Origin of the sequence: Rhodanobacter ginsengisoli (assembly GCF_042657065.1) — a bacterium.
GTDB classification, from domain to species: domain Bacteria; phylum Pseudomonadota; class Gammaproteobacteria; order Xanthomonadales; family Rhodanobacteraceae; genus Rhodanobacter; species Rhodanobacter ginsengisoli.
In genome coordinates this window covers 860,268-882,820 of sequence record NZ_JBHSNF010000001.1, presented here as the reverse complement: position 1 = coordinate 882,820, position 22,553 = coordinate 860,268, and the positions used below count along the sequence as shown (strand labels likewise).

General features: G+C 68.3%; 24 protein-coding genes. 17 read left to right on the top strand and 7 right to left on the bottom strand.

Annotated features, from left to right (window positions below; all coding sequences use genetic code 11):
* Window positions 1-42 precede the first annotated feature (42 nt).
* From wrbA to ACFPPA_RS03795, 4 genes are all read left to right on the top strand, one after another.
* Window positions 43-645, top strand: coding sequence for an NAD(P)H:quinone oxidoreductase (gene wrbA / locus ACFPPA_RS03810; RefSeq protein ID WP_377317436.1), 603 nt, complete (start codon window positions 43-45; stop codon window positions 643-645).
* Window positions 642-986 carry a DUF2069 domain-containing protein gene (locus tag ACFPPA_RS03805; RefSeq protein ID WP_377317434.1) on the top strand — a complete coding sequence of 115 codons (345 nt, stop codon included), beginning with the start codon at window positions 642-644 and terminating at the stop codon, window positions 984-986. Before wrbA ends, ACFPPA_RS03805 begins: the two co-directional genes overlap by 4 nt.
* A 61-nt stretch (window positions 987-1,047) precedes the next feature.
* Window positions 1,048-2,691, top strand: a complete 1,644-nt coding sequence (locus ACFPPA_RS03800) for an acyl-CoA dehydrogenase family protein (protein WP_377317432.1) — start codon at window positions 1,048-1,050, stop codon at window positions 2,689-2,691.
* A gap of 95 nt (window positions 2,692-2,786) precedes the next feature.
* Window positions 2,787-3,278 (top strand): asparaginase domain-containing protein, encoded by a 492-nt coding sequence (locus ACFPPA_RS03795; protein ID WP_377317430.1) that lies wholly within the window; start codon window positions 2,787-2,789, stop codon window positions 3,276-3,278.
* Window positions 3,279-3,409: 131 nt separating this feature from the next.
* Here ACFPPA_RS03795 and ACFPPA_RS03790 read toward each other — a convergent pair whose 3' ends face one another.
* The gene (locus tag ACFPPA_RS03790) at window positions 3,410-5,569 is read right to left on the bottom strand and encodes a M4 family metallopeptidase (protein ID WP_377317428.1); all 2,160 of its coding nucleotides are present in this window, start codon (window positions 5,567-5,569) and stop codon (window positions 3,410-3,412) included.
* 495 nt (window positions 5,570-6,064) lie between these two features.
* Window positions 6,065-6,622 (bottom strand): putative Fe-S cluster assembly protein SufT, encoded by a 558-nt coding sequence (sufT, locus tag ACFPPA_RS03785; RefSeq protein WP_377317426.1) that lies wholly within the window; start codon window positions 6,620-6,622, stop codon window positions 6,065-6,067.
* Window positions 6,623-6,836: 214 nt separating this feature from the next.
* On the opposite strand from sufT, the gene ACFPPA_RS03780 reads away from it, so the two are divergent.
* Complete coding sequence (locus tag ACFPPA_RS03780; protein WP_377317424.1) at window positions 6,837-7,277, top strand: hypothetical protein; 441 nt, start codon at window positions 6,837-6,839, stop codon at window positions 7,275-7,277.
* Window positions 7,278-7,300: 23 nt separating this feature from the next.
* Here ACFPPA_RS03780 and ACFPPA_RS03775 read toward each other — a convergent pair whose 3' ends face one another.
* Both ACFPPA_RS03775 and ACFPPA_RS03770 read right to left on the bottom strand, forming a co-directional pair.
* Window positions 7,301-8,779, bottom strand: a complete 1,479-nt coding sequence (locus ACFPPA_RS03775) for an NAD(P)(+) transhydrogenase (Re/Si-specific) subunit beta (RefSeq protein ID WP_377317422.1) — start codon at window positions 8,777-8,779, stop codon at window positions 7,301-7,303.
* Window positions 8,779-9,084, bottom strand: coding sequence for an NAD(P) transhydrogenase subunit alpha part 2 (locus tag ACFPPA_RS03770; RefSeq protein ID WP_377317420.1), 306 nt, complete (start codon window positions 9,082-9,084; stop codon window positions 8,779-8,781). Before ACFPPA_RS03770 ends, ACFPPA_RS03775 begins: the two co-directional genes overlap by 1 nt.
* Before the next feature lie 183 nt (window positions 9,085-9,267).
* Between ACFPPA_RS03770 and ACFPPA_RS03765 the strand changes: the two genes are divergently transcribed.
* The 3 genes from ACFPPA_RS03765 to ACFPPA_RS03755 are packed head-to-tail and all read left to right on the top strand — an operon-like array spanning window position 9,268 to window position 10,850.
* On the top strand, window positions 9,268-9,867 hold the full coding sequence (locus ACFPPA_RS03765) for an RNA polymerase sigma factor (protein WP_377319440.1): 600 nt from the start codon (window positions 9,268-9,270) through the stop codon (window positions 9,865-9,867).
* Window positions 9,864-10,262, top strand: coding sequence for a DUF3619 family protein (locus ACFPPA_RS03760; RefSeq protein WP_377317418.1), 399 nt, complete (start codon window positions 9,864-9,866; stop codon window positions 10,260-10,262). The genes ACFPPA_RS03765 and ACFPPA_RS03760 overlap by 4 nt, the downstream gene beginning before the upstream one ends.
* 3 nt (window positions 10,263-10,265) lie before the next feature.
* Window positions 10,266-10,850, top strand: coding sequence for a DUF3106 domain-containing protein (locus ACFPPA_RS03755; RefSeq protein WP_377317416.1), 585 nt, complete (start codon window positions 10,266-10,268; stop codon window positions 10,848-10,850).
* A gap of 35 nt (window positions 10,851-10,885) precedes the next feature.
* Here ACFPPA_RS03755 and ACFPPA_RS03750 read toward each other — a convergent pair whose 3' ends face one another.
* Complete coding sequence (locus tag ACFPPA_RS03750) at window positions 10,886-11,986, bottom strand: NAD(P) transhydrogenase subunit alpha (protein ID WP_377317414.1); 1,101 nt, start codon at window positions 11,984-11,986, stop codon at window positions 10,886-10,888.
* Window positions 11,987-12,117: 131 nt separating this feature from the next.
* On the opposite strand from ACFPPA_RS03750, the gene cdd reads away from it, so the two are divergent.
* A complete protein-coding gene (cdd, locus tag ACFPPA_RS03745) occupies window positions 12,118-12,534 on the top strand; it encodes a cytidine deaminase (RefSeq protein ID WP_377317412.1) in 417 nt (138 codons plus the stop codon).
* 48 nt (window positions 12,535-12,582) lie between these two features.
* On the opposite strand, the gene ACFPPA_RS03740 is transcribed toward cdd, so the two are convergent.
* Entirely contained in the window at window positions 12,583-13,083 is a 501-nt protein-coding gene (locus ACFPPA_RS03740) for a hypothetical protein (RefSeq protein WP_377317410.1), read from the bottom strand.
* Between the two features lie 262 nt (window positions 13,084-13,345).
* On the opposite strand from ACFPPA_RS03740, the gene ACFPPA_RS03735 reads away from it, so the two are divergent.
* Window positions 13,346-14,857, top strand: coding sequence for an aminotransferase class V-fold PLP-dependent enzyme (locus ACFPPA_RS03735; protein ID WP_377317408.1), 1,512 nt, complete (start codon window positions 13,346-13,348; stop codon window positions 14,855-14,857).
* A 94-nt stretch (window positions 14,858-14,951) separates the two neighbouring features.
* Window positions 14,952-16,298 carry a hypothetical protein gene (locus ACFPPA_RS03730; RefSeq protein WP_377317406.1) on the top strand — a complete coding sequence of 449 codons (1,347 nt, stop codon included), beginning with the start codon at window positions 14,952-14,954 and terminating at the stop codon, window positions 16,296-16,298.
* Between the two features lie 110 nt (window positions 16,299-16,408).
* On the opposite strand, the gene ACFPPA_RS03725 is transcribed toward ACFPPA_RS03730, so the two are convergent.
* Window positions 16,409-17,488, bottom strand: coding sequence for a TIGR03118 family protein (locus tag ACFPPA_RS03725; protein WP_377317404.1), 1,080 nt, complete (start codon window positions 17,486-17,488; stop codon window positions 16,409-16,411).
* Window positions 17,489-17,693: 205 nt separating this feature from the next.
* Here ACFPPA_RS03725 and ACFPPA_RS03720 point away from each other — a divergent pair, with 205 nt between their 5' ends.
* The 6 genes from ACFPPA_RS03720 (at window position 17,694) to ACFPPA_RS03695 (ending at window position 22,510) form a co-directional block, all read left to right on the top strand.
* On the top strand, window positions 17,694-18,287 hold the full coding sequence (locus tag ACFPPA_RS03720) for an RNA polymerase sigma factor (RefSeq protein ID WP_377317402.1): 594 nt from the start codon (window positions 17,694-17,696) through the stop codon (window positions 18,285-18,287).
* A complete protein-coding gene (locus ACFPPA_RS03715; protein WP_377317400.1) occupies window positions 18,284-18,913 on the top strand; it encodes a zf-HC2 domain-containing protein in 630 nt (209 codons plus the stop codon). Before ACFPPA_RS03720 ends, ACFPPA_RS03715 begins: the two co-directional genes overlap by 4 nt.
* A gap of 1 nt (window position 18,914) precedes the next feature.
* Window positions 18,915-20,189 carry a S8 family peptidase gene (locus tag ACFPPA_RS03710; protein WP_377317398.1) on the top strand — a complete coding sequence of 425 codons (1,275 nt, stop codon included), beginning with the start codon at window positions 18,915-18,917 and terminating at the stop codon, window positions 20,187-20,189.
* 9 nt (window positions 20,190-20,198) lie between these two features.
* On the top strand, window positions 20,199-20,888 hold the full coding sequence (locus ACFPPA_RS03705; RefSeq protein ID WP_377317396.1) for a TorF family putative porin: 690 nt from the start codon (window positions 20,199-20,201) through the stop codon (window positions 20,886-20,888).
* 150 nt (window positions 20,889-21,038) lie between these two features.
* Window positions 21,039-21,608 carry a nitroreductase family protein gene (locus ACFPPA_RS03700; protein WP_377319439.1) on the top strand — a complete coding sequence of 190 codons (570 nt, stop codon included), beginning with the start codon at window positions 21,039-21,041 and terminating at the stop codon, window positions 21,606-21,608.
* A complete protein-coding gene (locus tag ACFPPA_RS03695) occupies window positions 21,596-22,510 on the top strand; it encodes a 5'-3' exonuclease (protein WP_377317394.1) in 915 nt (304 codons plus the stop codon). The genes ACFPPA_RS03700 and ACFPPA_RS03695 overlap by 13 nt, the downstream gene beginning before the upstream one ends.
* Window positions 22,511-22,553 lie beyond the last annotated feature (43 nt).

Sequence of the window (22,553 nt, the reverse complement as noted above, 5' to 3'; positions counted from 1 at the left end):
GCGTATTGCCGATGAATGCCTCAAACACATGAGCCCTGCCGCATGACTCAAGAAATCCTGGTCCTGTACTACAGCCGCAGCGGCCACACCGCCCAGCTGGCGCGCCTGATCGCCCGCGGCGTGGAGGAAGTGCCGGGCATGCTGGCCCGGTTGCGCCAGGTGCCGCCGGTCGCACCTGTGACCGAGCTGGCGCAACCGCCCGAGCCGGAAGACGGCGCACCGTATGTGACCCGGCAGGACCTGCTCGATTGCGTCGGGCTGGCCATGGGCAGCCCGACCCGCTTCGGCAACATGGCCGCGCCGCTGAAACACTTTCTCGATTCGACCGGGGCCGAATGGGCCAGCGGCTCGCTGGTCGGCAAGCCGGCCGCGCTGTTCACCTCGACCAGCACCATGCACGGCGGGCAGGAATCCACGCTGCTGACGATGGCACTGCCGCTGCTGCATCACGGCATGCTGATCGTCGGCCTGCCGTACACGGAGCCGGCACTCACCGCCACGCAAACCGGCGGCACACCCTACGGCGTCAGCCACGTGACCGGTGCCGGCGGCGACAACCCGATCAGCGGGCACGAGCGTGAACTGGCCCGGGCGCTGGGGCGCCGGCTGGCCGAAACCGCACGCAAGCTGGCGGCTGACGCATGAGCACGCTGCCCCGGGAACAACAGCTCGGGCTGCTCGCCTGGGCCGGCCTGAGCGTGTTGCAGCTGGCCTGGCACGGCTGGCTGTTTCCCCCGCAGGTCATTCCGGTCTGGCTGGTCCTGGCGATCACGGTGATCCCGCTGCTGCTGCCGTTGCTGGCGATCCGCGACGCGCGACGCGCGCTGTTGTGGGTCGGCATTCTCAGCCTGTTCTACTTCTCCCACGGCGTCGCCGAGAGCTGGAGCTCGCCCGGTCAGCGCTGGCCGGCGCTGGTCGAGGTCGTGCTCAGCCTGCTGTTGATCGCGACGCTGGGCGCCGGTGTCAAGCGCAGGCAACGCGACTAGCAGGATACGGCGGACGGGCGCCTGCCTATACTCGAGACCTTCGCTTTCGATGGAGTGCACCATGACGGGCTTCCTGCAGGATCCGGCGCAACTCGCCCATCCCTATCGCAGCGACCGCGTGCTGCTGTCCCTGCTCGATCGCGCCCTGCCCGCCGATCGGCGCGCTGCCCTGGATGCCGATCTGGATGCACTGGGTGCGTACGCGCAGCTGGCCTGGCAGCGGGCGAGCACGTCGACGCGACGCAAACCGGTGTTGACCGCGTGGGATGCCTGGGGCCGACGGGTCGACCGGATCGAGCTCACCACCGCATGGCAGGAAGGCCCCGGCCTCACCACGCGACACGCGGTACTGGCGGCCGGCCACGCACCGAGCGAGCACGCCAGGCTGGAGGAATTCGCCCGGGTCTACCTGTATCACCTGGCCAGCGAGTTCTACACCTGCCCGCTGGCGATGACCGACGGCGCGGCCACCGCGCTGAAGGCCTCCGGCAACCAGGCGCTGATCCGGCGCGCGTTGCCGCACTTCCTCAGCCGTGACGCCGCCAGCTTCTGGCTCAGCGGCCAGTGGATGACCGAGAACAGCGGCGGCTCCGATGTGGGTCTGACCGAGACCATCGCACGCCAGGACGCCGATGGTCAGTGGCGGCTCTACGGGCGCAAGTGGTTCAGCTCGGCCGTCGTGGGTGAGGCGGCGCTGGCGCTGGCCCGGCCGGAAGGCGCCGGCAGCGGCGCCGCGGCGCTGGCCCTGTTCTATGTCGAGACGATGGACGGCGAGCGGCGTCGCCCCGAACTCGTCATCGACCGGCTGAAGGACAAGCTCGGCACCCACGAACTGCCCACTGCGGAGATCCACCTCGAGGGCCTGCCCGCGTGGCCGCTGGGCGAGCTCGCCCACGGTGTGCGCCAGGTGGCGCCGATGCTCAACGTCACCCGCACGTGGAATGCCGTCTGCGCGGTCGCCAGCATGGCGCGCGCGATCAGCCTGGCGCGCGACTACGCCTCGCGCCGGCGGGCGTTCGGCCGCCCCGTGATCGAGCAACCGCTGCACGCGCGGACCCTGGCCGACATGCAGGCCGAGTTCGAGGGTGCCTTCGCGCTCGCCTTCGAGGTCGCCCACCTGCTGGGCCGGGTCGAACACGATGCGGCCGCCCCGCATGAAGCCGCACTGCTGCGCCTGCTGACGCCGCTGGCCAAGCTGTGGACCGGCAAGCTGGCGGTGAAGCTGTGCTCCGAGGCGCTGGAATGTTTCGGCGGCGCGGGCTACATCGAGGACACCGGGCTGCCGCAACTGCTGCGCGACGCGCAGGTGTACGCGATCTGGGAAGGCACCACCAACGTGCTGTCGCTGGACAGCCTGCGTGCGCTGGCCGGCGACCATCTCGGGCCCTTGCGCACGGCGGTCCGCGGCTGGACCGAGGGCAGCGGCGAAGCGGCGGCGGTGAGCCTGATCGGGACCACGCTGGACGCGGCCGCTGCCTGGCTCGATCAGCATGCCTCGGATCGGGATTCGCTCGAGGCCGGCGCCCGCGGCCTCGCCTTCACGCTGGCCCGCTGTGCCGGTGCCGCCTTGCTGGCGCGCCAGGCCCGCTGGTCGGGCGAACGCGACGATCCACGCCCCGCCGCCGCACTGAGGCGCTTTGCCAGCCACGGACTGGACCGGCTGGTGACACCGAACTCCGCGGACACCTTGCTGCTTCTGGACTAGTGCTCCCCGGCACGTAGCCGGGATGACCCCGCCACGCGACCGGCTCCGTCCCACAGGGGCTAAAATGCCCCGTTCCCCCAACTCGGCTCATCCGCATGCAGCATCTGACCATCGTCACCACCGGCGGCACCATCGACAAGATCTACTTCGACGACAAGTCGGACTACAAGATCGGCGCGCCGCAGATCGGCGAGATCCTCAGCCATCTGGGCGTGGCCTTCCAGTTCGACGTGATCCCGATCCTGCGCAAGGACAGCCTGCACATGGGTGCCGAGGATCGAGCGCTGGTGCGCTCGACGATCGAGGCGCAACCGCACCGCCACGTGCTGGTGACCCACGGCACCGACACCATGGTCGAGACCGCGCAAGAGCTGGCCAGCATCAAGGGCAAGGTGATCGTGCTTACCGGTGCGCTGAATCCGGCCCGCTTCCAGGGCTCCGACGCGGTGTTCAACATCGGCTGCGCGGTGGCCGCGGTGCAGACGCTGCCCGATGGGGTCTACATCACCATGAACGGCCGCGTGTGGGATCCGGCCAGGGTGCGCAAGAATCGCGACGCCAACCGCTTCGAGGAAGTGTCCGGCTGACCGGCCGTCGGTCCCTTCGTGGCGAGGTTCCGTCACGGCCCATGAAAAGGGGCCCGATCGATCCGATCGGGCCCCCTTGCATCACGATCACACAGAAGAAAAAAACGGGTCGTCCCTGACCCGTCAGGGGATTACCAGGTGGCCTTCAGCGACACACCGGAGAATGCGGTGTAGCCGCGCAGCTTGATGTAGTACGTGCCCGAGGGGGCGCTGAACGTGCAGCTCTCGTTGTTGCCGGTCTTGTACGGGCGGCAGTCGTAGCTGCTGGTGGTCGGTGCCGTACCCTTCTTCACGTAGAGATCGGCGTCGCCGGTGCCGCCGGAACTGGCGATAGTCAGGCTGCTGGTGCCGGCCGGAATCACCACGGTATAGCTGAGTTCCGCATTCTTCGCCGCGGCCTGGCCGGTCACCGGCACGCCGTTCTGCAGACCGCCACCACCGCCGCCACCGCCACCTGTGCTGTAGCTCGCCTTCAGGGTCACCCCGGAGAACGCGCTGTAGCCGCGCACATTGACGTAGTAGACGCCGGCCTGCGGCGAAGCCACGGTGCAGGTCTCGCCGTTGCCGCTCACGTACGGGCGGCAGTCGTAGCTGCTGGTGGTCGGTGCCGAGCCGAACTTGGTGTACATGTCGGCATCGCCGGTGCCGCCGGACATGGCGAATACCAGGTTCGTCGCTCCCGCCGGCACGGTGATCTTGTAGGCCAGTTCCTGGCCCGCACTGCCCGACAGGCCCGTCACCGGGGTGCCGTTCTGCAGATCCGTGGTACCGCCGCCGCCACCGCCGCCGGTGCCCGGACAGGTCACGCCCACACCGGTGAATGCGCTGATCACGTCATTCGCGCTGTAGCCCAGGTCGGTGGCCGCCGACTCCACTCCGCAGGCGCCGGAGTTGAAGGTGGAAGTGGCCGTCCAGTACGACTTGTTGGCGAGCGCGAAGGCCTGGAATGCCTTCTTCACGTCCCAGCCGCTGGTCTTGGCCAGCAGGCAGAAGGCCTTGTTGTAGACACCGCTGGAGTAGTGCACGTCCAGGCTCGAGGTGTAGTTCGCCGCGTTGTCGATCGAGCCGCCATCCTGCGGCGGATTGCACATGTAGCGCAGCGCATCGCCGATGCCGGCGCTGGTCTTGACGATATCGCGCCCGACCAGGAAGTCCGCCGAACCGCGATCGAAATATTCGGCCGCCTCGCCGGCAATATCCGAGTACGCCTCGTTCATGCCACCGGACTGGCCGGTGTACTGCAGGCCGGAGTTCTGCTCGGTGTACCCGTGGCTGATCTCGTGGCTGGTCACATCCAGCGACACCAGCGGATAGAACGTGCTGGCGCCGTCACCGAAATACATTGCCGAACCGTCCCAGAACGCATTCTCGTAGTTGCTCTTGTAATGCACCTTCATCACCAGCTGGATGCTCAGCGGCGGCGCACCGGTGTAGGCGGTGTACATGTCATGCACCACTCCACCGAAATGATGTGCATCGTTGACCGGCGAATAGGCACCGTTGGTGGCGTCGGTATTGCTGGTCGGACAGGTGAAGCTGACCACCGAGCCACCACTGGTGCCGTGGTTGAGGTTGTAGGTCTTGACGTTGGTGTTGACCAACGTGCAGGTGCTGCCCGACTGGGTCACGTCGAGCGCGGCGTAGTCGGTGCCGTAGAGGTACTGGCCGGTCTTGGTGTTGCCACCGGGCCCATTGGCCGAGGCGTCGGTCAGGCCATTCCAGCTCTGGATCACCGCGCCGGTGTTGGCATCGATGATCGCGGTGGGACGGCTGGGATTGGCGCCGCCGACGAAGTAGGAGACCCGATAGACCAGCCGGGCCGGGCCGCCATCCTGCGGATACACGAACAGGTCGGCTTTCTGATTCTCCATCGTCGCACCACCGGTCAGGGTGGTATGGGCGTGCGCCTTCAGCGCCGCGATGGCCCGGCCCTGGTTGAGCTTCGGCGCGACCGAGGCCAGGTCGAGCTGCGCGCTCTGCATCAATTCACCGCTGGCCCGCAGCGCATTGCCCTGCGCATCCTGCACCACGGCAATGCTGCGACCGTAGACCGGCACGCCACGGAACATCTGCTGCTGGCGCACGACGTGGTGGCCGCCGGCGAGGGCCACCGAACTGCGTGGCGCAAGCGACATGTCCTGTCCCAGATTGAGCTGGGCGGCCAGCGCACTGGCCGGTACGGCACCGAGATTCTGTTCGTGCAGGGTTCGCGTATTGGCGGCGGTCGCAACCGACGCGGTAGCCAGGCCGATCGCGGCCACCAGCAGTTTCAGACGGAAATGGTTGGGCATGAAAAAAACTCCTAGACAAAATTCGGGGCAAACGGGTCCTATGCGGCCGCAAGGCCCCATGCAGGAAATTGCCGTGCAAGGCACGGCTCGATATTCGTGAGCTGTCTAGCGATCCCAAAATACGTCCGGAACCGGCTGCCTTCCCCCTGGCTTTCCCTAGCGAGGGCAGCGCGTGGACGCGTAGCTGCAAAACGGTGGAGACACCGCTAAAGGATCATCCGTCAACCTCCCCGGTCGCGGATTCAGCAACGTTATTCCTTGCGACTAACCGTGACAATCCGACTTTTTCCTACGCCCGGTGACCACGGTCACAGCGCGACCTGTCGGGCCGACGGCAATCGGCGTTGCACGACGGGAATCGGCTGATTTCCTTGTTTCGAGCGCAGCGCGGCTGCGAACCACGCCCATCGGTTCGCTGTCGGATCAGGCTATTTCCCGGTGGCCTGCGCGCGGTACACCGCACAATTTTGCGAATGCGCCGAACGGGCTGTGGATTCAGAGCATGCCGGTTTCGAGCTTGGCGGCATCCGACATCATCGAATGGCTCCACGGCGGATCGAACACCAGGTCCACGTCCGCCTCGGCCACGGTGGGAATCATCTCGAGCTTGGTGCGCGCGTCATCCACCAGGATATCGCCCATGCCACAGCCGGGTGCCGTCAGCGTGAGCTTCACATAGACCTTGCGCTGGCCCGATGCGGTCTGCTCCAGGCTGAGGTCGTAGACCAGCCCCAGTTCGACCACATTGACCGGGATTTCCGGATCGAACACGGTACGCAGCTGGTCCCAGGCCAGCTTCTCCACATCTGCATCGGTGGCGTCGGCGGCCACCTCGATCGGCACCGGCTGCTCCTTGCCCAGCGCATCGGCATTGTTGCCGGCGATGCGGAACAGGTTGCCCTCCACATACACCGTGAAACTGCCGCCCAGCGCCTGCGTGATGTAGCCGATCTGGCCCGCGGGCAAGCTCACCACGTCACCTTGCGGCACCATGACGGCGCTGCAGTCGCGCAACAGGGTGAAGGGTTCGCTGCTCAGACTGAAACCACTCATGCCACTCGCCAATCCTGTATCTGTGGGTACGACCGGTTGCCGACCCAGGTTGTACATTATGCCGCCCGCGACGCGGGCTGGCTTGTTCCAGATCAGGCCGGAATCCCCGAACTCAAGGGAATGTGACTGCTGGCGCCACCATGGCGACCAGGCGGGGCACGTTATGATGGCCGCTTTGCACGATGGATAAGCCGATGTTTCCAGCCGTCCCGCCATGTCGTCGCCGATGAGCGTGCGCAGCGCGTTGCTGTTCGTGTTCGCCCTGTTCAGTGCCGCCATGCTGGGACTCGCCGCCGGCGCGGTCTGGATGGTGGTTTCCTTGTACCTGCGCCATCCGCTGCCGTGGCTGGCACCGCCGATCGGCGCGCTGCTGGGCCTGGCCATTCGCGGCAGCGTGCGCCGGCCCGGCACCGGCGCCATGCTGCTGGCCGCCGGGGCCACGGCGCTGGCCGGGATCTACGTCAACATGCTGATCGCCGGCGTGCAGATCGCCGGCAACATGGGCGTGGGGCTGATCGATGCCCTGCGCACCGCCGGTCCCGGAATGCTCTGGCAACTGGCCCGCCTGGCACTGACGCCGGCCGATGTCGGCTGGACCGTGCTGGCCGTCCTGCTGGCCGGCTGGCTGGCGCAGCGCGCGCAGAGCCGGCGCTGAGGCGCCGGCTCTGCTGAGGGTGCTCAGGCCTCGATGGCCTTCAACTCGGTCACCAGCTCACCCACCGCGGCCTGGCCGTCGCCGTACAGCATGCGGGTGTTGTCGCCGTAGAACAGCGCGTTCTCGATCCCGGCAAAACCGGTGCCCTTGCCGCGCTTGATCACGATCACATGCTTCGCATCGCCCACGTCGAGAATCGGCATGCCGTAGATCGGCGAGGCCGGGTCGGTCCTGGCCAGCGGATTGACCACGTCGTTCGCGCCGATCACCAGCGCCACGTCGGTGGCGGCAAACTCCGGGTTGATGTCGTCCATGTCGGCGATCAGGTCGTACGGCACACCCGCCTCGGCCAGCAGCACGTTCATGTGCCCCGGCATGCGGCCGGCGACCGGATGGATCGCGAATTTCACCTTCACCCCGCGCTTGATCAGCAACTGGGCGAATTCCCATACCTTGTGTTGTGCCTGCGCCACCGCCAGGCCATAGCCGGGAACGATCACCACGCGTTCGGCATAGGCCATCATCACCGCTGCGTCGGCGGCGTCGACCGGCTTCTGCGCGCCCTCGATCGCCTGCGCCTCGCCCCCCGCCGCACCGAAGCTGCCGAACAGCACATTGCCGATCGAGCGGTTCATCGCCTTGGCCATCAACTGGGTCAGCAGGGTACCGGCCGCGCCGACCACCATGCCGGCGATGATCATCGCCTCGTTGCCCAGCACGAAACCCTCGAACGCCACCGCCAGGCCGGTGAACGCGTTGTACAGCGAGATCACCACCGGCATGTCGGCGCCGCCGATCGGCAAGGTCATCATCAGGCCGAACAGCAGCGCCAGCACGAAAAACACCACGATCAGCGGCAGGCTGGCATGACCGACGATCAGCGCAAGGCCGACCGCGACCGCTCCGGCCAGCAACAGCAGGTTGACCGCGCGCTGGCCGGGAAACACGAAACGCTTGTCCAGCCATCCCTGCAGCTTGGCGAACGCGATCAGCGAACCGGAGAAACTCACCGCGCCGATCAGCGCGCCGAGCACGCCCAGCGCCAGTTCGACCGGTGACAGCGCGACCAGCGCCGGCGGCGGGTTCAGCGCGTTGATCGCCCAGCTCTCCGGCCGCAACGGCGAGGTATCCGGGAGCCCCGGCGGATGCAGGATCGCCAGCGTGCGCACATAACCGATCAGCTCGACCGCACCGATCGCCGCGGCCGCGCCGCCGCCCATGCCGTTGTACAGCGCCACCATCTGCGGCATCGCGGTCATCGCCACCCGCTTGCCGCTCCACCACGCCGCGGCCACACCGACCAGCACGGCGGCGATGATCAGCCCGCGGTTGTGCATGTCCGGCAGGAAGAACGTGGCGAGCACCGCCAGCAGCATGCCGTAGCCGGCCCACACGATGCCGCCGCGCGCCGTGCGCGGTGAACTCATCCGTTTCAGGCCCAGGATGAACAGCAGCGCGGCGAGGAAATAGCAGGCCTTGATCAGCGTCGGCAACCAGCTCATCAGTGACTCCCCTTGCCGGCACCGGGCTTGCTGGACTTGAACATCTCCAGCATCCGCTCGGTCACCACGTAGCCGCCGGCGGCATTGCCGGCGCCGAGCAGGACGCCGATGAAGCCGATCGTCATCTCGAACGGCGTCTGGGCGTGGCCTAGCGCGATCATGGCGCCAACCAGCACAATGCCGTGGACGAAGTTGGAACCGGACATCAACGGCGTGTGCAGGATCACCGGCACCCGCGCGATGATTTCATAGCCGGTAAATGCGGCCAGCATGAAGATGTACAGCGCCAGGAAACCGTCGATCATGACCCCACCCCGTCAGGACTCAGTTGAGCTTGCATCATACGGGAACCTCGGGAAACTTCGAGGCTGCCGTGCGGGCTGCGCGTGCCGGCCGGAGTCAACCTGCGCCAAGCTGCCGCGTTGAACACGGGAGTCCCACCGATGGAGCCCGAGGATGCGCCACCCGACGATGCAGGCGCGATGGCCATGAACAGTGCGGCCGGCACGCTCGACACGGACCTGCTGATCGAAAGCGGCCCGAGCGACATCCGGGAAACCCCGGCGACGCTGGATGCGTTCCTGGCGCAGATCGAGCGGCGCGCGTTCCGCATGGCCGAGCTGCAGCTGCGCCATCGCGAGGACGCGATGGATGCGGTGCAGGACGCCATGCTGCGGCTGGTCAGGCATTACCGCGACAAGCCGGCCGCGGAATGGCCGCCGCTGTTCTGGGGCATCCTGCGTCGGCGCATCGTCGATCTGCAGCGGCGCCGCAAGGTGCGCTCGATCGTGGTGGGCTGGCTCGGCGGCGGTCGTGACGGCGACGGCGACGAGCTGCCGGCATGGGAGCCGGCCGATCATGGCCCCGGGCCGCTCGAGCGGCTGCACGATGCGCAGTCGTATGCCGACATGGCGGCCGCCGTGAGGCAGCTGCCGCCGCGCCAGCGCGAGGCCTTCATGCTGCGCGTGCTGGAGGGTCTGGACGTGGCGGAAACCGCCCGTGCCATGGGCTGTGCCGAAGGCAGCGTGAAGACCCATCTGTCACGCGCCATGCATCATTTGCGCGATCAACTGGAGGACTGGCGATGACCACGCCCGACAACCGACCCGACACCCCGCTCGAACAGCGCGCCCGCGAGCTCTACGACGAGGCCGTCCGACGCATCGACCCGGACACCGCCGGCCGCCTTCGCGCAGCACGCCGACAGGCCCTGGAAGCCGCCCGGGCACCCGAGCGGCATCGCGCGCGCTGGCTGATCCCGGCAGGCGCCTTCGCGGTCGTCGCCCTGGCCACGATGATGGTGTGGCAGCCGCTGCCGCACCGGGGCGCCACGCCGTCGCACGTCGCGGGCACGGCGCCGACCACGGCCGACCTGGACAACGACCTGCCGCCGGATGCCGACAAGACCGACCCGAACCTCTACCAGAACCTCGATTTCTACGGCTGGCTGGCCGCCAACGACAGCAAGCCGGCGACCCGCTGAGCCATGAGCAGACTCCCGAACCCGATCCTGCCCCTCCTGCTTGCCGTGTTGCTCGGCAGCATCGTCGCGCCGGTGCGGGCGCAGGACGCGCCGCCACCGCCGCCGCCGCATGGCGAGATGCCGCCACCGCCGCCGCGACCGTGGAGCAGCCTGGATCCGGCCCAGCGCGAGATTCTTGCCCCGCTGCAGCAGGAGTGGAACAACCTGCCGGCGCGCAAGCAGGCACACATGCTGCAGCGTGCCGAACGCTGGGTCACCCTGCCGCCGGACCGGCGGGAGAAGATCCGCCAGCGGATCGCCCACTGGCAGCAGATGACGCCGCAGGAACGCGAGCAGGCGCGTGCGAACGAACGCAAGTTCCACGAGTTGTCGCCGGAGCAGCGTGCGCAGTTGCACCGCGCGTTCGAACATTTCCAGCAGTTGCCGCCGGAGCAGCGCGAGCAGCTGATGCAGCGCTGGCACCACCTGCCGCCGGCCCAGCGCAGGCAATGGATGGAACACCCGGACTTTGGCGTGCCGCCGCCCGGAGAACGGCCGCCCGGGCACGGCCCGCCGCCACCGCCACCGGATGCCGATGGCTCGATATGAAGGCAGCCGCCCCGCCTTGCGCGGGGCGGCTGCCTTCAGGCGCCGAAGCGGGTTTCGCCGGCGTGGCTGAGGCAGCTCCTGGTGATCAGTTCGTCGTCGAAATCGGGCCGCAGCTCGCCGTCGTGAACCAGCAGCTCGACGAAATTGTAGACATTGCGCGCATACATCTCCGAGGCATGCAGCGGCGCGCCGGCGGGCAGGTTGAGCGGCCCCAGGATCACCACGCCGCCATGCTCGACCCGCTCGCCCGGACGGGTCAGTTCGCAGTTGCCGCCGCCCTCGGCGGCCAGGTCCACGATCAGCGCGCCCGGCTTCATGCCCTCGACCATCGCCGCCGTGAGGATCTTCGGCGCGGGCCGTCCGGGCACCGCCGCGGTGGTCACGATCACGTCGATCGTCTTCAGATGCTCGGCCAGCGCCTGCTGTTGCGCGGCGCGTTCCTCCGCCGACAGCTCGCGCGCATAGCCGCCGCTGCCTGCCGCGCTGACACCGAGGTCGAGAAACTTCGCGCCCAGCGATTCGACCTGCTCGCGCGTCTCCGGACGCACGTCGTAACCCTCGATCTGCGCGCCCAGCCGGCGCGCGGTGGCGATCGCCTGCAGGCCGGCCACGCCGGCGCCGATCACCAGCACCTTCGACGGCCGGATCGTGCCGGCCGCGGTGGTCAGCATGGGGAAGAATTTCGGCGACGCCTCGGCCGCGATCAACATGGCGCGGTAACCGGCCACCGCCGCCTGCGAGCTGAGCACGTCCATCGCCTGCGCCCGGGTGGTGCGCGGCAGCAGCTCCAGCGAAAACGCGGTCAGCTTGCGCGCGGTCAGCGCGGCGATACGCTGGTCGGCGCCGTAGGGACGCAACTGGCCGACCACCAGGCTGCCTTCACGCAGTCCGGCGAACACGGCATCCTCGGGCGGCAACACGCAGGCCAGCAGGTCGGCCTGCGCCAGCACCCCGGCAGCATCGGCGAACTCGGTCTCCGCGTAGGCTGCGTCGGGAAAGCCCGCGGCGCGTCCCGCATCGTGCTCGAGCAGCACCCGCAAGCCCTTGCCGCGCAGTTTCTTCGCCATCTCGGGCGTGATCGCCACGCGCCGTTCCCCGGCAGCGGTCTCGCGCAAAGCGGCAACGGTGATAGGCATGACGCAATCCCCTTGGAATGGTCCGGACATCTTAGCGTCAGTTGGCGCGGACAGGTTTTGATCGGGTCGCAGGCGGGAGAGTAAGCTGGCCCGCCGGCACGCGCCGCACCGGGCCATCGCCGGAGAGTCCGATGTCTGTATCCGCCCATGCTTTCGATGACCTGCTGGCCCTGGCACGCCACGCGCGCGAACGGGCCTATGCGCCGTATTCCAGCTTCCACGTCGGCGCTGCCCTGCTCACTCTCGATGGCCGCACGTTCAGCGGCTGCAATGTGGAAAACGCGTCGTATGGCCTGTGCAACTGCGCCGAGCGCACGGCCCTGTTCGGCGCCATCGCCGCCGGCTGCCGGCCCGGCGACTTCGCCGCGCTGGCGGTGATCGCAGACACCCCCGCCCCGGTCAGTCCCTGCGGCGCATGCCGCCAGGTGATGGTCGAACTGTGCGGCGAGGCGATGCCGGTGTTGATGGGCAACCTGCATGACGAGACGCAGCGCACCACCGTGGGTGCGCTGCTGCCGGGCTCGTTCCAGCTGCCGCCACCCGCATGACGGAAAGATGCGGCAGAAGCGGTGGCGCACCCTCCCCGCCTGCGGCTTCTAGCCGGCGTCGCAGTGCTTCTTCTCGACGAGCTCCATGAGTCGCTTGAGGCGCGCATCGGACTGAAGCTGCTGGCCCTGCGCCGCCACCGCGCCCGCCTGGGCTCGATATTTGTCATTCAGCGGTTTGTCCTCGGCTTCGGCTCGCTGCCAGACCTCTGCCTGATGTGCCGCTTCGGCCTGGCCAACCGCCTTGCCCGAGAGGCCGGTCGGATCGGCCATCGACCCAAGCGCCGCCGCCGTCAGCCCCACGGCGGCCGGCGTCTCCCCGGCGACGCGTTTGTTCCCGCGATGGATCACCTCCTGCCCGGTGGCCGCCAGATCGGTGACGCCCGGCGTCATTCGCTGCATGTAGGGACCGAGCTCGGCGGCGATCTGTGCGCAGGTCATCGCTTCATCGCCGGGCAAGGCCCCCGGCGCCTGCGCCGCCGCGATGGCGAGCGCCCACAGAGTGGCACCGATCGAGCACGCTGCTGTCATGGGTTTGTGCCATGTCGACATGTCTGTACCTCCCGACGGATGCACCGAAGAAAGCTGTCAACAGAGGGCAAAAGCATCGGTCTGGCGAAATGACGATGTCAAGCAGATAACCGCCATGATGCGCTCGACCGTCAAGAGGGGGTCCGGCCTCAGGCCCCGCAGATTCCCCGCCTGGCCGGCCCGCACCAGCGAAGGGCTGCGGCGGTCCGTCGGACGGGTGCGCTAAAGTGCATGCTGGCGCCGGTCTCGACGCCCGGTTGACACTATTTTCCCGAGATCGTCCATGGATTCCCTCGAACAACACTTTGCTCCCTACCGCGCCAACATCGTCGGTCACGAGCAGACGTTCCGTTCGCCGTATGGCGAGCAGCGCATCGTCTACGCCGACTGGACCGCGAGCGGCCGCCTGTACCGGCCGATCGAGCAGTCGCTGCTGGAGCGCTTCGGCCCGTACGTGGGCAACACCCACTCGGAGAGCAGCGAAACCGGCCGGGCGATGACGCTGGCGTACCACGAGGCGCATCGCATCCTCAAGGCGCACGTCAACGCGCGATCCGACGACCTGATCATTTCCACCGGCACCGGCATGACCGGTGTGATCAACAAATTCCAGCGCATCCTCGGACTGAAGGCGCCGCAGGGCCTGCGCCGTTTCGTGGATATCCCGGAGGCGGAACGCCCGGTGGTGTTCATCACCCACATGGAGCACCACTCCAACCAGACGTCGTGGTACGAGACCATTGCCGACGTGGTGGTGGTGCCGCCGGATCCGCAGGGCCTGGTGGATCTGGCCGCGCTGGAGACACTGCTGCAGGAGTATCGCCACCGTCCGCTGAAGATCGGTTCCTTCACCGCCTGCTCGAACGTCACCGGTGTCTGCACGCCGTACCACGCGATGGCCAGGCTGATGCATCGCGCGGGCGGCGTGGCGTTCATCGACTTCGCCGCGTCGGCGCCGTACGTGGACATCGACATGCATCCGGCCGATCCCGAGGAGCGGCTCGATGCGGTGCTGTGGTCGCCGCACAAGTTCCTCGGCGGACCGGGCTCGTCGGGCGCGCTGATCTTCAACCGCGAGCTGTACCGCAACACCGTCCCCGACGATTCCGGTGGCGGTACCGTGAACTGGACCAACCCGTGGGGGCAGTACTCGTTCCTGGACGACATCGAGGCCCGCGAGGACGCCGGCACGCCGGGATTCCTGCAGACGATCAAGGCCGCACTGGCGGTGCAGTTGAAGCACCAGATGGGTGTGGAGGCGATGCGCCGGCGCGAGGAAGCCATCGTTCCCTACGTGATGGATGCGCTGCAGGCGATTCCCGGCGTGCATCTGCTGGCACGGGCGCACCGGCAGCGGCTGGCGATCTTCTCGTTCTACGTCGAGGACATCCACTACAACCTGATCGTTCAACTGCTGAACGACCGCTTTGGCGTGCAGGCGCGCGGCGGCTGTTCCTGCGCCGGCACCTACGGTCACTACCTGCTGCATGTGGATCCGTCGCGGTCGCACTCGATCACCGATCGCATCGACCAGGGCGACCTGTCGGAAAAACCGGGCTGGGTACGGCTGTCGTTCCATCCCAGCAGCACGACCGCCGACATCGACCACGCGATCCATGCGGTACGGGAGATCGTGGCGCATGTCGCGGAGTGGGCGAAGGACTATGTGTACTCGCCGGCCACCAACGAGTTCGCGCCGCGGGGCGGCGACGGCGCGGCCGCGCTGGCACGCATCAGGCGATGGTTTGAGCTGGAACCGCCCGATCAGGCAGGTTCCGGGCCTGCGCCCGCCTGAACGTGCCGGCGGTGACCGGCCGCCACCCCGCGACAGCAGCCGCGGGGACTGCTAAAACAGGTGGCCTCACCGGAAGCCGGTTCGGGAGGGGTTGATGCGATCGACTCGCGCGGGAATCCTGTTCGCTTGCGTGCTGCTGGCCGGCGGCATGCCCGCGGCCGGCCAGGTGCCATCGGGCGCCGAGTGGCAGGCCCGCCAGGGCGAGGCCTTGCGCCGCTCCGAAAGCATCCTGCAACGGGCGGCCGCACAGGAAGGGCTGCTGGCGCAGTACCAGCTGATGCGCGATGCCTACAACGCCAGCCGCGATCCCGTTTTCCGCCGCGTCTTCGGCCAGTACCTGAGCTGGTACCAGACCTTCATCGGCGACTATCCCGCGGCTGCGGCGAGCTTCTCGATCAGGCAGTCGCTGCTGCCGCAGGACCACCCGTCCCCCCTCGCCACGCCGGGCTACAGCGCCCGCAACGCAGTGGAGGCGATCGCCGAACTGGCCCGGAACCGGCGGGCCGTGTTCTTCAACGAGGCGCACAACGTGCCGCTCACGCGCAGCCTGACCGTGCAGTTGCTCGGCCGGCTGCGCGCGGAGGGCTTCGATTACTTCGCCGCCGAGACGCTGTCCACCCGCGATGCCGGGCTGCAGTCGCGCGGCTACCCGGTCCGCGCGAGCGGCTTCTATACGCGCGAACCGATCGCGGCCGAGATGGTGCGTACCGCGCTGAAACTCGGCTTCAAGGTGATTGCCTACGAATCCGGCCCGGACGTGAGCGGCGACGCGCGCGAGGCCGAACAGGCCGCCCGTCTCTATCGCCAGGTTTTTCAGAAAGACCCCGGTGCACGCCTGGTGGTCAACGCCGGTTACGGCCACATCCAGGAGTCCGGAGACTTCCTGGGCGGCTCGTCGATGGCCGAGCACCTGCGCAAGCTCAGCGGCATCGACCCGCTCACCGTCGAACAGACGGTGATGTTTCCGCATCCGTCCGCCGAGGACGACCACCCCTATTACAGCGCCGTCATGCAGGCGCTGCGGCCGCAGTCGCCGATCGTTTTCGAGGATGAGGCCGGGCACCCCTGGACGCTTCGCGCAGGCTATGACGTAAGCGTGTTCTTCCCGCCGCAGGTGCTGCGGCACGGGCGCCCGGAATGGCTCAGGCTGGGCGACCTGCGCCGGCCGTACTACATCAGCGGCAGCCGCTGCCTGTACCGCTACCCCTGCCTGGTCGAAGCCCGCTATGCCGACGAAGGCGAGGACGCGATTCCCGCCGATCGCCTCGTGCTGGATCCGGCGCCGCTGAACGTGATGCCACAGCAGCGCCTGCCGTTCGCCCAGGCCCCCGCCGATGCCGATCTCTATCTGCGGCCCGGGAAATACCGGCTGACCTACAGGCGTCGGAATGGTCACGTGGCGGCGCGGGAAACCATCACCGTCCCGGGCCGACCGCCTTGAGGCGCGTTTCGTACGACGGTTCACGGCAGGATGCGGGCGCGCCCACCGTCCATGGCGTGCGCGCCCGCGGCACCGGGGGCGGCGTCGACTCGCCACCGGTGCTGTTCACGCTATTGCGCGTCCAGTCGACCGTAGACCCCATGTTCCTCGTCGGCCGGTCCGGCAGTGAAGTACAAACTGTCGACCGACTGATGCAGGTAACCGTTGCCGAACGCGATGCCCCACAGCCCCTCGATCCGGACCGGCCGGTAGCTGGCGTCGCGCAGGCTGCCCAGCGGGATATTGAAGATCGGGTCGTAGGCGTTGATGCGGCCGTCGCCGAAGTTGCCGACCAGCAGGGTGTTGCCGAACAGGCCGAAGCCGGCCGGTGCCATCGCCATGCCCCAGGGTGCATTGAGCGCGCCGCGTGAAGCGATGCGCCTCAGCAGACGGCCATTTGGCGTATAGGCATCCACGAAGCCCAGCCCGGGGCCCTGCACGTCATCGTGTCTGCCGGCGTCCTGCTTGGCGTAGGTCACGTAGATGTCGCCGTGGATGTTCTGGATGCCGAACGGTGCGAAGCCGTGCGGAATGCCAGGGTCCCTGAACGCCCCCGGCGGCAGCGCCACCAGCGCGAAGTGGCTGTCATACACGTCGACCTTCGCGTTGAAGAAATCCGTCGCGTAGATCTGCCCGCCGTTGCCGCCCGCACTGATCGCGAGCCCCTTGTAGATCGCGCTGCCTGCGGTGCGCACCCGCACTGCATGGGTCGCATCCACGTTCGGAGCCCAGGCTGCGATCACCCCGTCCTCGGTGGCGAAAATGAACCGGCTCGGCCCGGAAACCGCGCCCTTGCTGACCACGAAATCGCCGGAACCGTTGTAGACCACGCCGGTCGGATTGCCGCCGCCATCCGTGGTCGGGCCGGGAATCTGCACCACCAGCGAAAGCACGTTGCCGTCGCCGTCGTACAGGGTCGAGGTGCCGCTGCCGTTGTTGGCCACCCAGACCGCGCCGGACGGATTGAAGGCGATGCCCCAGGTATTGACGAGGTGCGGGTCGACGTGGTCTGCCGGCACGAAGCCGTCGGACACCAGGTTGTGTCGCTTGTAGGTAGCACCGCCGGCGCTCGCGGCGGGTGCCGCGACGATGGTGAAAACGAGCGCCAGCGCGGCGCACAAGCGGGAGGATGTGGAGGAAAACAGTTTCATGTTCGGACTCCTGCGGCAATGAGGACGGAATACCCTTCGCACAAGACGCTCGTCGCGCGAGCGGTACCGGGCGTATCGTTGACACCGATCGCCCCGCACCGCCCGGTCTGTTCCCGCCGGACACGGATTGGTTCATTGCCTGCGGGCATTGAACCGAAAGCGGCGCGGCGGGCATTCACCTCGAAGGCTCAGCAGCGAGGACACCATGCCGATCACCGAAAGCGAAGCGCGCGGACCGGGGCGTGGCGATGCCGCGCTGGACGAGATCGTCCTGCTCGACCGCGTCGCCGCCGAGGACGCCGATGCATTCGAGTCGCTCTATCGCGCCTACCAGCCGCGGCTGAAGCGCTTCATCGGCCGCATGACCCGGCAACCGACGCTGATCGAGGAAGTGCTCGACGACACGATGATGGTGGTGTGGCGCAAGGCGCATACCTACAACCACGCCGCCAAAGTCTCCACCTGGATCTTTGCGGTCGCCTACCGGCAGACGCTGAAGGCCCTGCGGCACAGCGACGACACGGTCGAATTCGGCGACGAGCAACAGGCGGCGTCATCCGCCGCCGGCCCGGACGCCGAGTTGCAGCAGGACGAGCTGCACCGACACATCGGCGACGCCTTGGCGGGCCTGTCGGCGGAACAGCGCGCGGTGATCGAACTGACCTACTACCTGGGCTACGGCTACCGCGAGATCGCCGAGATCATGGGCTGTCCGGTGGATACGGTGAAAACGCGGATGTTCTACGCGCGGCGCAAGCTGAAGACGCTGCTCGCGCTGACACGGGAGGAGGCGATATGAGCGGGCGAGTACTCCGATTCGAGGGCTCCACCCACCTGGAAGTCGAACGGCTGTTGCCGTGGCTGGTGAACGGCACGCTGGCGGACGACGAACTGGCCCTGGTGCAGCAGCATCTGGACGAATGCGCCGCCTGCCGGCACGAGACGGACTGGCTGCGCTCGCTGCAGGCGGCGTGCAGCGAGGAAACCCCGCCAGCGGCGGACCTCGCACGGTCGGCGCGGCGCCTGCGCCGACGCGTGGACGCGGCACAGGCGAACGGTCGACGCGGCTGGGGTCGCCACGCGACGTGGCTGCCCTGGGCCATCGGGGCGCAGGCCGTGCTGGTGCTGCTGCTGGGCATCGCGCTGGTGAACACCAGCCGGCCGCCGACAGCGGCATATCACACGCTCGGTGCGGCGCAGACGGCGCACGCCCGGCTGGTCGTGATGTTCGATCCCCAGCTCAGCGAAGCACGGATGCGTCGGCTGTTGCGGGCCAGCGAGGCCCGCATCATCTATGGCCCGACCGATGCCGGCGGCTATGTGCTGAGCGTGCCGGCCGCGCGGGTGAAGACGGTGCGCGAGGCATTGCGTGCGGCGCCGGGCGTCAGCCTGGTGGAAAGCCTGGGCCCCGGTGACGAACGCTGACATGTCCAGGTCGATATCCCTCGTGCTGTTGTGCCTGGCCCTGGCCGCCTGCGCCGCCGCGGTGCGGCCGCCGAGCTCGACCGCAGCGGGAGTGATGGATGCGCAACGGCAGATCCTGGTGACCCTGCGCATCGCGCCGCCACATTTCCGGCCCGATCTGGATTACACCGGCAACTACCTGGCCGCGCCCGGTCGGGTGGCGCGTCGGCGCGTCGCGCAGGCACTGGCCCGTCGCTATCACCTGGTGTTGCTGGACGACTGGCCGATTCCCACCCTGAATCTGGATTGCTTCGTGATGCGGGTGGACGGCGCGCGGGTCGACCCGACGCTGCTGCAGCAGCTGTCGGCCGATCCGCGCGTGGCGACGGTGCAGCCGATGCATCTGTTCCACACGCTGGCCGACAACGATCCCTTGTCGGCGCTGCAGCCGACGACTGCCGTCTGGCACCTGGCCGAACTGCACCGGCAGGCCACCGGCAGGCACGTCACCGTGGCCGAACTGGACAGCGGGGTGGAGCTGACGCACCCGGATCTGCAGGGACAGGTCGGCACGGCGCGCAATTTCGTGGATGACGGCGGGTACCGGGCCGAGTCCCATGGCACCGAAGTCGCCGGCATCATCGCGGCGCGGGCCGACAACGGCCTGGGCATTGTCGGCGTGGCGCCGGGCGCGCGCCTGCTGGCCTTGCGTGCCTGCTGGCAACCGCCGCAACCGCAGCTGGCCGGGGCGACCTGCAGCAGCTTCACGCTGGCCAAGGCGCTGCAGTTCGCGCTGCAGACGAACGCCCAGGTGTTCAACCTGAGCCTGAGCGGTCCCGGCGATCCGCTGCTGGCGCAACTGCTGGATGCGGCACTGGCGCGCGGGATCACGATTGTCGTCGCGATCGATCCGGACCGGGACGACGGCGGCTTTCCAGCCTCCCACCCCGGCGTACTGGCGGTCACCGCGGATCCCGACGGCAGCCGCCTCGCCGGTGCCCTGCAGGCACCGGGCCGGGACATCCCGACGACCCTGCCCGGCGGCCAGTGGGGTTTCGTCAGCGGCGCCTCGTTCGCCACGGCGCAGGTGAGCGGCCTGGTCGCCGTGCTGCGCGAGCTGTCGCCACGGCTGCGGCCGGGGCAACTGCGCGCTGCACTGGCATCGAGAATTGCGCTAGGCTCGACCGCGCAGCGACCCGCGCTGATTGACGCGTGTGCAGCCGCGATGCGCCTCTCGCAACGTTGCGCATGCGATTGTGCCGTGCCGGCCATCGCGTCCCGGGGGTCGCACCCATGAGATCCTGCCGTGCTCCGTCGCGCGATCGCACTGAGTGCCCTGCTGTTCACGACTGCGGCCAGTGCCCAGGTCTCGGGTAGCGTTGCGCTGGTTTCCGACTACCGTTTTCGGGGCGTCTCGCTCAGCGACGAACGACCCGCCGCACAGCTCGCGCTTGCCTACGATCAGCGCGACGGCTGGTATGCCGGGATGCTGGCCTCCACGGTGAGGCCCTCGGGCACCCTCCGCACGCAGCTGCTGACCTATCTGGGGCTGGCGCGACCGCTTGGTGCGGGCCTGGACTGGGAAGCGGGAGTGGACTACGCCAGCATCGTCGGGGAAGGCCGCTACGACTATTCGGAGGCCTACGTCGGACTCTCCACGGAACACTACAGCGGCCGCCTGTACTACACCCCCCACGACTTCGGACAACCATCGCCGGCGCTGTATGCGACGATCGACCGCCACTGGCAACTCACCGATCGACTGCGCCTGCTCGGGCACCTGGGGCTGTTGCGGCGCAACGGCCACGCGGATGACGAATCGAGCCACTATCGCGCCGATGCCCGCGCCGGCCTCGGCATGACCTGGCGCGATTATCATCTGCAGCTGTTCTGGACCATCGTGCACGGCAGCGATGCGCCGTATCCGTTCGGCTATCGGCCTGGCAGCCAGCCGGCGCGGCAGGTCTGGGGGGTCAGCCTCTCGCGCTCGTGGTGACGCGTCCCGGCCCGGCCGCGCGCGAACGGCCGGGCCGGGGGCCATCCGTGAGCTCCGGCGGGACGACCTGCGCCGTTGCCCGCGGCGGCACGCGCCACTCGGGCCGACGGCGGGTTGTGTACGATGACGGTTTTCGCCACGACCCTGCCCATGCCCGACGCGCTCTCCCTGCTGCTCGAACGCCACTCGACCCCGTCTCGCCAGCTTGGCGAGCCGGCACCCGACGAATCCACGCTGCAGCGCCTGCTCGAAGCGGCGATCCGCGTGCCCGATCACGGCAAGCTGGTGCCGTTCCGGCTGATCCGCCTGCATGGCGAGGCGAAACTCGCGTTCGGCCGGCGGCTGGCCGCGATCGCGATCCGCAACCATCCGGAGATGTCCGAGGCCAAGCGGGAGAAGGAGCAGTTGCGCTACACCTTCGCCCCGTTGGTCATCGCCGTGGTCGCCTGCCTGCATGCCGACAGCAAGGTGCCGGAAATCGAGCAGAAGCTGTGCGCCGGCAATGTGGCCTACAACCTGTTGCTGGGCGCGCATGCGCTGGGGCTCGGCGCACAGTGGCTGACCGGCTGGGCCGCCTACGATGCGGATGCCGCGGCCATGCTGGGACTGGCCACGCACGAGCATGTGGTCGGCTTCGTTCACCTGGGCACGCCGCAGATCGAGATCCCCGACCGCGATCGCCCCGCGCTGGCCGACCTGCTCAGCACATGGACACCGTGAACCCGCCGGCGGAAAGGCCTCCCACCGTCCATCTGGTCGACGGCAGCCTGTATGTATTCCGCGCCTGGCATTCGATGCCGGACGAGTTTTTCGATGCAGACGGCCATCCGGTCAATGCGGTGCACGGCTACACCCGTTTCCTGTGCGAGCTGCTCGAACGCGCCCAGCCCGAACACCTGGCGGTGGCGTTCGACGCCTCGCTGACCAGTTCGTTCCGCAATGCGATCTATCCGGCCTACAAGGCCAATCGCGAATTGCCGCCGCCGGACCTGGAACGCCAGTTCATGCAGTGCCGCGCGATCACCGAGGCGCTCGGCATCCACCTGATGATCGACCACAGCTTCGAGGCCGACGACCTGATCGGCAGCACGGTGTGGAACCTGCGCGCGCTGGGCTGGCGCAGCGTGATCGTCTCGGCCGACAAGGATTTCGGCCAGTTGCTGGGCGAACACGACGAGCAGTGGGACTATGCCCGCGGCCTGCGCTGGGGGCCGGCCGGCGTGCACGAGAAGCTCGGCGTGCATCCGCACCAGGTCGCCGATTACCTGGCGCTGTGCGGCGACTCGGTCGACAACATCCCCGGCGTACCGGGCATCGGCGCGAAAACCGCCGCGGCCCTGCTCAGCCACTTCGGCAGCCTGGACGTCCTGCTCGACCGCATCGACGAGGTGGCCTTCCTGCGCCTGCGCGGCGCGGCGTCCTGCGCCATCCGGCTGCGCGAGCACGCCGAGCAGGCGCGGCTGTGCCGCCGGCTGACCCGGATCGCGCTGGATGCACCGGGGGCCAGCACGGTCGAGAGCCTGCGCCGCCGACGCCCGCAGCCCGACCAGCTCGAGCCGCTGTGCGAGCACCTGCGCCTGGGTGCGTTCACCCGCAGCCGCCTGCGCGCGCTGCTGGGCTGACCCGCCCACGCCGGTTGTCGCGACCGGCCGGACGGGTCAACAT